Raw genomic sequence first — 12,918 nt, 5'->3', positions numbered from 1 at the left:
CCCCTCACCCCTGCCCGACGGGGGCGCCGGCGGGGGCGCCGCCGGAGGGACCGAGGCGCACCCGGGTGCGTCTCAGCGGTTCGGGTGTGCACAGCGCTGTCGACACCAGCGTCAGCGCCAGGAGCACCGCCCACCGTACGTGGGTCTCCTCCCACCAGCGGTGACCCGGCAGGGTCAGCAGTCCCCACCGTGCCGGGACGAGCACCGCCACCGCCGCCAGCGCGCCGAGCCACGCCACCGTCCCCTTCCCCACCTCCGCACGGTCCGTGAAGCGCACGGCGGCGGTCGCCAGGGCGATGGCGCAGGCGGCGGTGGCGAGAGCCTCCAGGGTGACCGGGCCCAGGGACGGGCGGGTCGGCCCGGGCAGCACGAGCAGGACCGCCGTCCACCACAGGGACATCAGCGGCACGGCCATGGCCAGGCGCAGGCCGGCGCGGAGGGGACGGCCGAGCGGGCTGGCGGCGGTGGTGTGCCGGGCCGGGTCGTCGAGCAGGAAGGCCAGGCCCACCCCGCCGGTCAGCGCGGTCAGCCGCAGCACCACCAGTCCCCAGGCCGTCTCCGGTGCCTGGTCCGGGAGCCGCGTGCTCGCCGCGAGCAGCAGTCCCGAGCCGGCCGTCGCCGTCAACGCCGCCCAGGGCAGGGACCGCCACACCGGCGGGGCGAGGGACCTGAGCAGGGTGCGGAGGCGGGGGGCCGGGCCGTGGCCGGCGGGCGACATCGGGCCGTGGCCGGGGACGGGGTGACCCGAGCGGCCGGGGGCGGGGTTCCCCGCCTTGTCCGCGTCTCCTACTCGTCGCACGATTCCACCCCCTGCGGCACCGCGACGCCCAGCAGCTTCGCCGCCTCGGCCGTCGAGGTCCGCGCGGACGTCAGCTCCGGCCAGTGCGCCTTGACCCGCGCGGTGATCTCCGCCCGGGGCCGGGCGAGCAGTTCGCCGACGACCTCCGTCTGGTGGGCCGTCAGGCTCAGCCCGTTCGTGGGGGCCAGGACCTGGCCTGAGCCGGTGGTGCTGTCGTCCAGCCGCACGTCCTCGAACGTGGCCATCGGGGTGGGGTCGGTGCCCAGCACCAGCCACATGATCGTCACCGCGCGGGCGTCGCACATGTTCCGGGTGGTGGCGTCCTCCGTGCCCGCCACGAGGACGGTGGCGGCTCCCACCGCGAACTCGGGGACGCGGTTGCCGCCCCAGCGGGTGCCGACCGTCACCTGGCCCGGGGTGGCGGAGGGGGTCAGCGCGGAGTCGACCTCGATGCCACCGCTGGTGTCGATGCGCTGGCGGACCGTCAGGGGCGCCGTCGCCGCGCTGCCGCCGGCCGCGGACCGGATCCGGTCGACGACCGCCGCCCAGTCGTCCCGCACTCCCTTCCACTCGGGGAAGGAGCAGTAGGTCGACCCGCCGTGCTCCGTGCACGACTGGACCTTCTGCGGGGTCGTGGACGCCGTCTTCCGCGCCGCCTCCAGGGCGTCGGTGTCACGCGGGAGCTGGCCGATCGCGCCGGCCGTGGTGACCGCGAGGGCGAGGGCGGTCGCCGCCTTGACCGCGCGGGTGCGGCCGCCGGACAGCAGCAGGGCCGCGCAGGTCAGCACGGCGCACAGGCCCAGCAGGTAGAGCGCGTGCCAGGCGGCCGGGCGGCCGAGGAGGTCGCTGGGGACCGGATCGCCGCCGGAGATCCCGGAGAAGACCATGGGGGAGAGCCAGCCCGCCCCCGGCTCGTCCGACTCGGTGACGCCGGTGGCGAGGACCATGAGCAGATACACGGCGACCACGAAGAGCATGGGCGCGAAGGACGTGGGCACGAGCCGCGCCAGCAGGACACCGGTGATCCCCGCCATCAGGACGACCAGTGGCCCGACGGCGAGTTCGGCGACGGAGCCGTGGCCGATCGCGCCGGGCTTCAGGGCTTCCCGGGTGAACTCGGCCGCGACGACGACCGCGGTGAGCGCCGCGAACGACACCGCGGACAGGAGGTGCGCGAGGACGCGTCGCCAGGGCTCCATCGCCATGACGTCGAACTGCTCGACCGTGCCGTGCTTGCGCGAGCGCAGGGCGGCGGCGTTGGTGCAGACGAGCAGGGCGACGGCGAGGAGCAGGGGGGACGTCTGGGTGTCGCGGTCGACCGTGTTGAGGACGGGGTAGTCGCTCATGCCGTCCTGGAACGCCAGCCGCGCGACGGTGAAGCCGACGTACAGGAACAGGAAGACCAGTATCGGTACCTGCTGGAGGAGTTCGCGGGTCTCGAAGCGGGCCAGGGCGAGCACGGCGCCGGTCCGGCGGCCGGGCCCCGGTGGCTCGGGGGGCGCGGGGACGGATTCCCTCACCGTCGTGATCGTGGTGCTCATGCGGTCACCGCCCGGCTGTCGCTGTCGAGGGTGAGCAGATAGCCGTCCTCCAGGGTGGGTTCGAGGAGGTCGGCACCCTGCGGCGGATCTCCGACGTTGCGGAAGGCGCCGGTGCCGGTGCGCCAGCCGGCCAGGGCGGCGGGGTCCCGCTCCGTGCTGCTCCAGACCCGGCCGGCCGCGCGGGCGGTCAGCTCCGCGGGGGTGCCCTCGAAGCGGACGCGGCCCCGGGCGAGGACCACGACCCGGTGGCAGAGCATCGCCACGTCCTCGGTCTGGTGGGTGGACAGCAGGACCGTGCGCCCCTCACCGGCCTCGGCGATCAGCCCGCGGAAGCGCATGCGCTGCTCGGGGTCGAGGCCGACGGTCGGCTCGTCCAGGACGAGGAAGCCGGGGTCGCCGACGAGCGCGGCGGCCAGCGCCACGCGCTGCCGCATGCCGCCGGACAGCCGCTTGAGCCGCTTGCCCCGCACGTCGGCGAGGTCGACGGCGTCCAGTACGCGCCGCACCTCGCGGAGCCGGGCGGTGCGGTCGGTCAGTTCCTTCAGGATCGCCACGTAGTCGACGAACTCGAAGGCCGTGAAGTCGGGGTGGAAACCGGGCGTCTGCGGCAGATAGCCGAGCGTGCGGCGCAGGGCCAGGCGGCCGGCCGAGGTGCCGGGGTCGTGGCCCAGGGCGGTGAACTCGCCCCGGTCCGGCGGCACCGCCGTGGCCAGCACCCGCAACAGGGTGGTCTTTCCGGCACCGTTGGGGCCGAGCAGGCCGGTCACGCCCCGCGTCAGGCGCAGCGAGACGCCGTCCAGGGCGTGGGTGCCGCCGTAGCGCAGGGACAGGCCGGTGGCCGTCACGGTGGTGGGCGGGGTGGTCATGCGGGACTCCTGGGATTCCGGTCGGTGGGCGGGGGCGGGCGCGGGCGTCATACGGCGCCGCCGTCCGGGAAGCCGGCCACGGGACGCGCGTCGAAGCGGTCCCGGGTCTGGTAGAGCAGCACGGTGGCGAGAGCCGCGACGGCCGCCGCGGCCGACTGCCCGGCCGCCGTGAAGGGCACGAGCGTGGTGTGGGAGTGCGCCTGCGACTGCGCCACCACCAGCAGCGTCAGCCAGGCCCCGCCCACCAGGGCGGGCGCGAGGACCGGGCCGAGCCGGGGGGTCAACGCCAGTCCGGTCGCGGTCAGGGCCAGCGCGGGCAGCAGCCAGGTCAGGGCCAGCAGCCCGTACCCCGGCAGGGCGAGGGTGGCCAGACCGTTGAAGGCGAGGCCCGCGGTCAGCACCGCGACCGTCCGGATCATCAGCAGGCGGAAGCCGTGCATCGGGGCGACGACGGCCATCTCGTACGACGGGTCGAGGGCCGGTCCGTACGACAGGGCGACCCCGCCGAGCGGGAGCAGCGGGGCAAGGGCGAGGAACAGCATGGGCCGGTCCACCAGGTGGACCGCCAGCACGGTCATGACCAGCAGGGACACCACCGCCAGCAGCCACGACCGGCGCAGCACCGGGGTGGCCGTCAGCAGCCGGGCGGTGTGGTCGGCCACGCCGAGCCGCACCAGCAGCCGCTCGACGGGGCCCGGCCGCGGCGCGTCCAGTTCGGCGTCCAGCCGCTCCCAGCCTGCGTCCAGCGCGACCGGGTCGACCGCCCCCGCGAGCCGTGACCGGCACTGGGCGCACCCCGCGAGATGCGTGTCGGCGGACCACAGCAGGGGCGCCACCAGCTCGCCCCGCGCGTAGGCGCGCAGGTCCTCCTCCGGTACGTGCCACGTCATGCCAGGGCCTCCTTCAGTCTGTCGGCCTCCGCGCGTCCGCGCAGGCGCCCTTCCGTCACGTGCCGCCTCATGCCAGCGCCTCCCGCAGTTGCTTGCGGGCCCGCTGGGCCCGCGTCTTGACCGTGCCCGCGGGGATGCCGAGCAGGACGGCGGCCTCCCGGGTGGTGAGTCCGTCGATGACGGTGGCCTGGAGGACCGCCCGCAGCTCCGGAGAGAGACGGGTGAGGGCACCGGCGAGATCCCCGTGCTCCACTCCCGCGAGCACGCGCTCCTCCGCGGAGGCCTCGTCGCGGTGGCGCAGCCGGGCCAGGGCCTGGCGCAGCCGCCCCCGCGCGCCGTCACCGCGCACGGCGTCGACGAGGCGGCGGGCGCCGATGCGCCACAGCCAGCCGGCCGCGTCCTCGGAGTAGCCCTCCTGGAAGCGGGCGGTGCCGCGCCACACCGCGAGGAACGTCTCCTGGACGACGTCGTCGACTATCGCGGCGTCGGCGCAGCGGCTGCGCATGCGCGCGGTCAGCCACGGCGCGTATCGCCGGTACAGCTCCTCGAAGGCGTGACGGTCCCCGTCCGCCGCGACGGCCCGCAGCAGCTCCCCGTCGCTTCTCGTTTCGCTCACATCCCCTCATCGGACGAGCCCCGCCGATCGGTTCACGATCCGGCACCCCAATTTTTTCGGCCGCCGCCCGGCCCTCTCCCTCCCCTCTCCGTGCCGCTCCGGCCCTCTCCCTCCCCTCTCCGTGCCGCTCCGGCCCTCTCCCTCCCCTCTCCGTGCCGCTCCGTGCCTCTCCCCACCGACCCACGGGCTCCGCTCCGTGCCGACCCACCGACCCACCGACCCACAGGCGCACAGGCGCACAGGCTCCGCTTGACATGCCCGGCACCTTGCACCACCCTTTCACTACTCAATTAGTGAAAGGGTGGTTGTCGAGTGGTGGAATACCGCATCGACCGGCACAGCGGCGTGGCCACCTACGTCCAGATCGTCCAGCAGACGAAACAGGCCCTCCGCCTCGGCATGCTGCGCCCCGGCGACAAGCTGCCGACGGCCCGCGAGGTGGTCGAGGCCACCGCCATCAACCCCAACACCGTCCTGAAGGCCTACCGCGAACTGGAGCGCGACGGACTCGTCGAGGCCCGGCGCGGTCTGGGCACCTTCGTCCGGCGCGGACTGAGCACCGCCCCCGCCGACTCGCCCCTGCGCGCCGAGCTGGACGAGTGGGCGGACCGGGCCCGCGGGGCGGGCCTCGACCGGGACGACGTGAGCGCGCTCTTCACCGCCGTACTGGACGAGCACTTCGCGGACGGCCACGGGCAGGCGGAGGCCCACCGGCAGCCCGGCGCCACCGACCGCACCGACCGCACCGACCGCACCGACGCCACCACCCACCACGAACACTCCCAGGGGGACCCTTCATGACCGACACCGCCATGGCGGCAACCGCGCTCGGCAAGCGCTTCGGCCGACGCGGCGGCTGGGCGCTGCGCGACTGCGCGTTCCGGCTGCCCGCCGGGCGCGTCTGCGCCGTCGTCGGACCCAACGGCGCGGGCAAGTCCACGCTCCTCGCCCTCGCCGCCGGCCTGCTGGCGCCCTCCGAGGGATCGGTCACGGTCCTCGGCACGGACCCGGCGTCCGCACGCGCGCGTGTCGGTTACGTCGCCCAGGACAAGCCGCTGTACCCGCAGCTCACGGTCGCCGAGACGCTGCTGTCGGGTGCCGACCTCAACCCGGCGCGCTGGGACGCCGCCACCGCCGAGCGCATCGTTTCCGCGGGCGAGCTGGACCCCGGGGCCCGCATCCGCACCCTCTCCGGCGGCCAGCGCACCCGTGTCGCGCTCGCCCTGGCGCTCGGCAAGCGGCCGGAACTGCTCCTCCTGGACGAGCCGATGGCCGACCTCGACCCGCTGGCCCGGCACGAGCTGATGGGCACCCTGATGGCGCAGGCCGCGCAGCACGGCACCACGATCGTGATGTCCTCGCACGTGGTCGCCGAGCTGGAGGACTCCTGCGACCACCTGCTGCTGATCGGGGGCGGCCGGGTCCGTCTGGCCGGGGAGATCGACGAACTGCTGGCCGCCCACGCGCGCGTGAGCGCACCCGCCCCGTCCGCGGAGGCAGGTGACCTCGCCGCGCACACGATCGTCGAGTCCCGCGTGACCGGCCGCCAGTTCACCGCCCTCCTGCGCCCCTCGGGCCCGCTCGCCGCCGACTGGCGCCCCACCGCACCGTCCCTGGAGGACCTCGTCCTCGCCTACCTCCGCAACCCCGAAGCGGCCCCCCTCGTCCCCACCCACCCGGAGGAGGCCGCCGTATGACCGCCGCCACCACCCCCACTCCCGCCCCGGCCGCCACCGCGCGCTCCGCCCCGGCGCCCCGTCTGCTGCCGTGGCTGCTGCGCCTGCACCGCCCCGGGCTGGCCGTGTGGGCCGGTCTCGTCGCCGTCCTCGCCCTCGCCCTGCTCGCGATGTGGGGCCCGCTCGGTGACGCGGCCGCCGACGGCTGGCGGCAGTACCGCGCGTGCGTCGGCGACGGACCGTGCGGCTACGACCAGGACGCGATCATCCGGTACCGGGACGTGTACACGTACACGACGTTCGCCGTGATCGTGCTGCCCTTCCTCGTCGCGGCCTGGGCCGGCGCCGCCCTCGTGGGCCGTGAGCTGGAGAGCGGCACCGCCCACCTCGCCTGGACGACGGGCCTCTCCCCGACCCGCTGGCTGGCCGCCAAGATCGCCGCCCCCGCCGTCCCGATCGCCGTCGGCACCGGCCTTCTGGTGGGGCTGCACCGCCTGGCCTGGTCGGCGAACCGGCACCGCATCGACACGTCCAAGACCTGGTACGACTCCCCCACCCTGCACGCGAACGGTCCCACCACGGTCGCCCTCGCCCTGGCGGGCCTCGCCGCCGGCGCCCTCGCGGGCCTGCTGTGGCGCCGTACCCTGCCCGCGCTGGTCACCGCACTGGGCTTCACCGTCGTCCTGAGGTTCGCGGCCGACCTGGTCATGCCGTATCTGTGGCCGTCCGTCACCCGCGTCACCGGCCTCGACACCGGTTACGTCATGGAGGGCGTCAAGGTCGACTCGGGCCTGGTCACCGCGGACGGCGCGCACGTGGCCGATCCGGGCTGCGGGCCGTCGTTCGTCAAGGGCTGCGCCGAGGTGTACGCCAGGCTCGACGCCACCGGGTTCTACACGGAGTACCACCCCGAGTCCCACTACTGGCCCCTCCAGCTGACCACGACCGCCCTCGTCCTGGCCGTCGCCGCCGGCCTCACCGTCGCCGCGTTCGTCCTGCTCAGGCGGTCCACGGCCACGAAGCCCTCCCCGGCCCGCACCCCGCACCGCACCGCGGCCCCCGTCCGCCAGGAGGCCTCCCCGTGACCGCCCTCGCCACCGCGCGCGTCCGCCGGGAGGCCGCCGGCGCCCGCTGGGGCGTCGCCCGGACCGCCCTGCGGCTGCACCGCGCCGCCCTGCTCGTCTGGGCTCTGGCCGTGCTGGGCCTGACCGGCTGGCTGGTGTGGCTCACCGAGGTCACCGCCGGCCAGGCACGCGCCGAGCAGGAGGCTTGCGACCGCGCGGCCCGGGACTGGTGCGACACCTCCCTCGGCACCCTCGGCCACAGCGCGCCGATGGACTGGATCGCCGCCCTCACCGCCCACTCCTTCCTCGTCGTCGCCGCCTTCGCGGGCGGCGGGCTGATCGGCCGGGAACTGGAGAACGGCACCGCCCGTCTCGCCTGGTCGCAGAGCATCACCCCGGCCCGCTGGCTGGCCGCCAAGCTCACCGTCCCCGCCCTCGCCGTGACGCTCGGCGTCACCGTCCTGGTCCTGGTGTTCCGCTGGGCCCGGGAACCCGACCGGGACCTGATCGGCACCGACTGGACGGACGGCAGCGTGTTCGTGGCGCTCGGCCCGGCCGCCGTCGCGTACGCCCTGTGCGCCCTCGCCCTGGGGGCGCTCAGCGCCCTCCTGCTGCGCCGCGCCCTGCCCGCGCTCGCCGTCTCCGTCGTCCTGACCTGGCTGCTCGCCCTCGTCCTGGGGCACTTCCGCGCCGCCCTGTGGCCGGCCCTGACCCGGACCTCGGCGACCGGTGAGGTCCACGTCCCGGACACCGCCTGGCAGGTGGACCGGGGCGCCCTGGTCCACGGCAGCCCCGCCCCGGACGTGAACCACTGGAGCTGCGACGGCACCGCCGAGGAGACGCGGCGCTGCCTGGACGACCTCGGCGTCACCGGCTCTTACGCCACCTACCACCCCGAGTCCCACTTCTGGGCCCTCCACCTGGTGGAGACCGGCATCCTCCTGGCCGTCACCGCCGCGGCCACCGTCGTGTCCTTCCGCCTCCTGCGCCGCCGCACGGCCTGACCCGCCCGGCGACTCCACCGCCACGGGCCCTGTACGTCCCTCCACCGGGAGAGAGCCGTACGGGGCCCGAAATCGTGGGGGCCACCCGAAGTCTTAGGGGCCACCCGAAGACGTAGGGCGTACGGGCCACAGCCCGACCCCCGCCACCTCCCCCTCCCCGACCCCCGCCACCTCCCCGGCCCCACCCCCGCGAGCCGCCGCCCGATATCCCGCACGCCATGTCTCCGTAACCGCCGGTTCAGACGACCTTGCGACGCTCAGCCAATGAACCCCGCCGTGCCCGAGCCCTCGCCGCCCCCCGAGGACAGACTCCTCGACGGGAACGCCGCCGCGCTCCCCCGCGCACGATCCGACGCGCCCGTCTCGCCGTCGGCGCGGAAGAATGGGTCTATGAGCCAGTCGAACGCCCAGGCCAAGGTCCAGCACGAGCAGCCCTCCGTGGGCTCCATAGCCGCGCACCGCCCGCACACGGTGGCCGCCGCGGTATCCGATCTGGAACCCGACATCGACGCCGACCTCGACGGATACGAGGAGTCGCCGTACGACGGGCCCCAACTGCCGCAGGGCCGCTTCCTCGACCGGGAGCGCAGCTGGCTGGCGTTCAACGAGCGGGTCCTCGAGCTCGCCGAGGACCCGAACACGCCCCTGCTCGAGCGGGCCAACTTCCTCGCCATCTTCGCGAGCAACCTCGACGAGTTCTTCATGGTCCGGGTGGCCGGACTCAAGCGCCGCATCGCCACCGGCGTGGCCACCCGCTCCGCCTCCGGCCTCCAGCCGCGCGAGGTGCTGGAGATGATCTGGGCCCGCTCCCGCGAGCTGATGGCCCGGCACGCCGCCTGCTACCACGAGGACGTCGCCCCCGCACTCGCGGAGGAGGGCATCCACCTGGTCCGCTGGAACGAGCTGACGGAGAAGGAGCAGGCCCGCCTCTTCACGCTGTTCCGGCACCAGATCTTCCCCGTGCTGACGCCCCTGGCGGTCGACCCGGCGCACCCCTTCCCGTACATCTCGGGTCTCTCCCTGAACCTCGCGGTGATCGTGCGCAACCCGGTCAGCGGGCACAAGCACTTCGCGCGCGTGAAGGTGCCGCCGCTGCTGTCCCGCTTCCTGGAGTGCTCCCCGGGCCGGTACGTCCCCGTCGAGGACGTCATCGCCGCCCACCTGGAGGAGCTGTTCCCGGGCATGGAGGTGCTGGAGAGCCACGCCTTCCGCCTCACCCGCAACGAGGACCTCGAGGTCGAGGAGGACGACGCCGAGAACCTCCTCCAGGCCCTGGAGAAGGAACTCATGCGGCGCCGCTTCGGACCGCCGGTGCGCCTGGAGGTCGAGGAGTCCATCGACCGCGAGGTGCTCGACCTGCTGGTGCGCGAGCTGAAGATCGGCGAGGCCGAGGTGTACCCGCTGCCGGGCCCCCTGGATCTCACCGGCCTGTTCCGCATCCACGGCCTCGACCGGCCCGAGCTGAAGTACCGCAAGTTCATCGCGGGCGTCCACCGCGACCTGGCCGAGGTCGAGTCGGCGTCCGCGCCCGACATCTTCGCGGCCCTGCGCAACCGGGACGTGCTGCTGCACCACCCGTACGACAGCTTCTCCACCTCCGTCCAGGCCTTCCTGGAACAGGCGGCCGCCGACCCGGACGTCCTCGCCATCAAGCAGACCCTGTACCGGACCTCCGGCGACTCCCCGATAGTCGACGCGCTCATCGACGCCGCCGAGTCCGGCAAGCAGGTCCTCGTGCTGGTCGAGATCAAGGCCCGCTTCGACGAGCACGCCAACATCAAGTGGGCGCGCAAGCTGGAGGAGGCCGGCTGCCACGTCGTCTACGGCCTGGTCGGCCTGAAGACCCACTGCAAGCTGTCCCTGGTGGTCCGCCAGGAGGGCGAGACCCTGCGGCGCTACAGCCACGTCGGCACCGGCAACTACCACCCGAAGACGGCCCGGCTGTACGAGGACCTCGGCCTGCTCACCGCGGACCCCCAGGTCGGCGCGGACCTCTCCGACCTCTTCAACCGGCTCTCCGGCTACTCCCGCCGCGAGACCTACCGCCGGCTGCTGGTCGCCCCCAAGTCCCTGCGCGACGGCCTGATCTCGCGCATCGACAAGGAGGTCCAGCACCACCGCGCCGGACGCCCCGCCCACGTCCGCATCAAGGTCAACTCGATGGTGGACGAGGCGATCATCGACGCCCTCTACCGGGCGTCCCAGGCCGGTGTCCCGGTCGACGTCTGGGTGCGCGGCATCTGCGCCGTACGACCGGGTGTGCCGGGCCTGTCGGAGAACATCCGGGTCCGTTCGATCCTCGGCCGCTTCCTGGAGCACTCCCGGGTGTTCGGTTTCGGCAACGGCGGTGAACCCGAGGTGTGGATCGGCAGCGCCGACATGATGCACCGCAACCTCGACCGTCGCATCGAAGCCCTGGTCAGGGTCGTCGACCCGGCCCACCGGGCGGCCCTGAACCGGCTGCTGGAGACCGGCATGTCGGACTCCACCGCGTCCTGGCACCTCGGCCCGGACGGCGAGTGGACGCGGCACGCGACCGACGCGGACGGCCAACCCCTGCGCAACGTCCAGGAGATGCTCATAGACGCCCGGAGGCGCCGGCGTGGCACAGCGACACCATGACCTGACGGACTCCACGGCCGGGCGCGCCGCCCCGCCCGTGACCGGGGAGGTCCTGGCCGGCTATCTCCGGGGTCAGGCCACCGAGTTCCTCCGCGCGCTGCGCCTGCACCGGGAGACCGGCGGCGGGCAGAACGGCTCGGGCGGCACGGCGGACGCCGTCGACGCGACGCGCGCCCTGCGCCGCTCGGCCCGCCGGATCAGCGGCAGCCTGCACACGTTCCGCCCGCTGCTCGACCCCGGCTGGTCGGAGGAGATACGCCCCGAACTGGCCTGGGTGTCGGGCACGCTGGCCCTGGAGCACGCCTGCGCGTCCCGCCTGGAGCGGCTGCTGCTCGCGCTGCAACGGCTGTCGGGGGCGACGGTGATACCGCCCCAGGCCCTGACGCCGGGGACGGGCACGGCCACCGCGACGACGGCCGTCCCCGTGGCCGGCTCCCGAAGGACCGCCCCGCCGAGAGCGGCGAGCACCGCCCCCGACCGCGGCAACCTGACCGTGGGCGCGGCCAAGGCGGGAGCCCTCCTCGACCGCCAGCTCACCCTCGCCCGCACCCGGGCCCACTCCACCGCCCTCCAGGCCCTCGGTTCCTCCCGCTTCCACGCCGTCGCGGACAAGGTCGCCGTCCTGGCCAGCGAGGTTCCCCTCACGCCGCACGCCGCCACCGCCGATCCGCGGCCCCTGGCCGCCGCGGCCGAGGAGCGCCTCGCGGACGCGGTCGCCGCGCTGCCCCTGCTGACCGCCGGCCATCCGTACAACGCGGAGGCGCTGATCCACGGCCTGTCCCCGGACCCCGCCCCGCACCCGCAGGACGCGCCCTGGCACCAGGTCCGCCTCCTGCTGCGCCTGCACCGGTACGCCCTGGAGGTCCTGCACGGCGACGACGGCCCGCCCGACGTCCGGCTGCTCTCGGCCGGTCAGGCCCTCGACCGCCACCGCGACGCCTCGGAGGCGGCGGCCGCGGCGGCCCACGCGGCCCGCACGCCCCGCATCGCCCCGGCGACGGCGTACGCGCTGGGCGTGCTGCACGCGGACCAGCGGCACGAGGTGGAGGCGGCCCGGTACGCCTTCCAGCGTTCGTGGCAGAAGCAGACCGTCGGCACGACCACGTCGTAGCCCGCGAGGGCCCGATTCGTCCAGGAGGCGGTGACCGGTGAGCCATCCCGACGGCACATCACAGGAGGCTCTCGTGCGGGCAGCCGGCTGCGTCCTGTGGCGACGGTCGCCGATCGACGGTGAGCTGGAGGTATGCCTGGTCCACCGACCGAAGTACGACGACTGGTCGCACCCCAAGGGGAAGCTCAAGCACGACGAGGACTGGCTGGCGTGCGCCGTCCGCGAGGTGGCCGAGGAGACCGGCCACACGGCGCACCCGGGGCCCCGGCTGCCCACGGTCCGCTACCTGGCCCAGGGCCGTCCGAAAGAGGTCCGCTACTGGGCGGCCGAGGCCGGCGCCGGCCGTTTCACGCCGAACGACGAGGTGGACCGGGTGCTCTGGCTGCCCCCGGCGGCCGCCCGCGCCCGTCTCACGGAGCCGAGGGACCGCACCCTCGTGGACGCGCTGCTCACCGCCCTGCGCCGGGCATAGCCCCGGCCCGGCACGCCGCCCACCGCCCCGTACCGGGCGCGACCCCCGCCCGGCCGGAATCACCCTGTGTCCTCGGCGTGAGCGTTCCGTGACCTAACCGCACCGCCTTCAGGGGTTCACCCCGCGTTCATTCGGGCCCGTAGGCGGCTTCACCTGTTCTGCCTAATTTCGGCCTTACCCGGTGCGGTGCGCGACTCCAGGGAAGCGCTCGTGCCGCCCAGTCTTCGCACGCCGCCGGATTCAGGACGGCGGCTCTC

12 protein-coding genes are annotated in these 12,918 nt (G+C 74.5%); 7 read left to right on the top strand and 5 right to left on the bottom strand.

The genetic code is table 11. The features are described from left to right. Positions 1-4: 4 nt before the first annotated feature. From AB0N31_RS27035 to AB0N31_RS27015, 5 genes are all read right to left on the bottom strand, one after another. On the bottom strand, positions 5-799 hold the full coding sequence (locus AB0N31_RS27035; RefSeq protein ID WP_366061036.1) for an ABC transporter: 795 nt from the start codon (positions 797-799) through the stop codon (positions 5-7). Beyond that, a complete protein-coding gene (locus tag AB0N31_RS27030) occupies positions 787-2,340 on the bottom strand; it encodes an ABC transporter permease (RefSeq protein ID WP_366061035.1) in 1,554 nt (517 codons plus the stop codon). Before AB0N31_RS27030 ends, AB0N31_RS27035 begins: the two co-directional genes overlap by 13 nt. Continuing rightward, the gene (locus AB0N31_RS27025; RefSeq protein ID WP_366061034.1) at positions 2,337-3,206 is read right to left on the bottom strand and encodes an ABC transporter ATP-binding protein; all 870 of its coding nucleotides are present in this window, start codon (positions 3,204-3,206) and stop codon (positions 2,337-2,339) included. The genes AB0N31_RS27030 and AB0N31_RS27025 overlap by 4 nt, the downstream gene beginning before the upstream one ends. Positions 3,207-3,253: 47 nt before the next feature. Then, positions 3,254-4,096, bottom strand: a complete 843-nt coding sequence (locus AB0N31_RS27020; protein ID WP_366061033.1) for a zf-HC2 domain-containing protein — start codon at positions 4,094-4,096, stop codon at positions 3,254-3,256. Positions 4,097-4,163: 67 nt separating this feature from the next. Then, entirely contained in the window at positions 4,164-4,712 is a 549-nt protein-coding gene (locus AB0N31_RS27015) for an RNA polymerase sigma factor (protein WP_366061032.1), read from the bottom strand. Positions 4,713-5,024: 312 nt separating this feature from the next. Here AB0N31_RS27015 and AB0N31_RS27010 point away from each other — a divergent pair, with 312 nt between their 5' ends. From AB0N31_RS27010 to AB0N31_RS26980, 7 genes are all read left to right on the top strand, one after another. Next, positions 5,025-5,513 (top strand): GntR family transcriptional regulator, encoded by a 489-nt coding sequence (locus AB0N31_RS27010; protein ID WP_366061031.1) that lies wholly within the window; start codon positions 5,025-5,027, stop codon positions 5,511-5,513. After that, positions 5,510-6,409, top strand: a complete 900-nt coding sequence (locus AB0N31_RS27005) for an ABC transporter ATP-binding protein (protein WP_366061030.1) — start codon at positions 5,510-5,512, stop codon at positions 6,407-6,409. The genes AB0N31_RS27010 and AB0N31_RS27005 overlap by 4 nt, the downstream gene beginning before the upstream one ends. Further along, on the top strand, positions 6,406-7,473 hold the full coding sequence (locus tag AB0N31_RS27000) for an ABC transporter permease (RefSeq protein WP_366061029.1): 1,068 nt from the start codon (positions 6,406-6,408) through the stop codon (positions 7,471-7,473). Before AB0N31_RS27005 ends, AB0N31_RS27000 begins: the two co-directional genes overlap by 4 nt. After that, entirely contained in the window at positions 7,470-8,456 is a 987-nt protein-coding gene (locus AB0N31_RS26995) for a hypothetical protein (RefSeq protein WP_366061028.1), read from the top strand. Before AB0N31_RS27000 ends, AB0N31_RS26995 begins: the two co-directional genes overlap by 4 nt. Before the next feature lie 390 nt (positions 8,457-8,846). Next, positions 8,847-11,078 carry an RNA degradosome polyphosphate kinase gene (locus AB0N31_RS26990; protein WP_366061027.1) on the top strand — a complete coding sequence of 744 codons (2,232 nt, stop codon included), beginning with the start codon at positions 8,847-8,849 and terminating at the stop codon, positions 11,076-11,078. Beyond that, positions 11,059-12,189: a CHAD domain-containing protein gene (locus AB0N31_RS26985; protein ID WP_366061026.1), complete on the top strand. Its 1,131-nt coding sequence runs from the start codon at positions 11,059-11,061 to the stop codon at positions 12,187-12,189. Before AB0N31_RS26990 ends, AB0N31_RS26985 begins: the two co-directional genes overlap by 20 nt. 37 nt (positions 12,190-12,226) lie before the next feature. Continuing rightward, positions 12,227-12,661 (top strand): NUDIX hydrolase, encoded by a 435-nt coding sequence (locus AB0N31_RS26980; RefSeq protein ID WP_366061025.1) that lies wholly within the window; start codon positions 12,227-12,229, stop codon positions 12,659-12,661. Positions 12,662-12,918 lie beyond the last annotated feature (257 nt).

It is taken from the genome of Streptomyces sp. NPDC051051, from assembly GCF_040682975.1.
Taxonomy (GTDB): domain Bacteria; phylum Actinomycetota; class Actinomycetes; order Streptomycetales; family Streptomycetaceae; genus Streptomyces.
The sequence above is the reverse complement of the archived record's forward strand: the minus strand, read 5'-3'. Positions and strand labels throughout refer to the sequence as shown.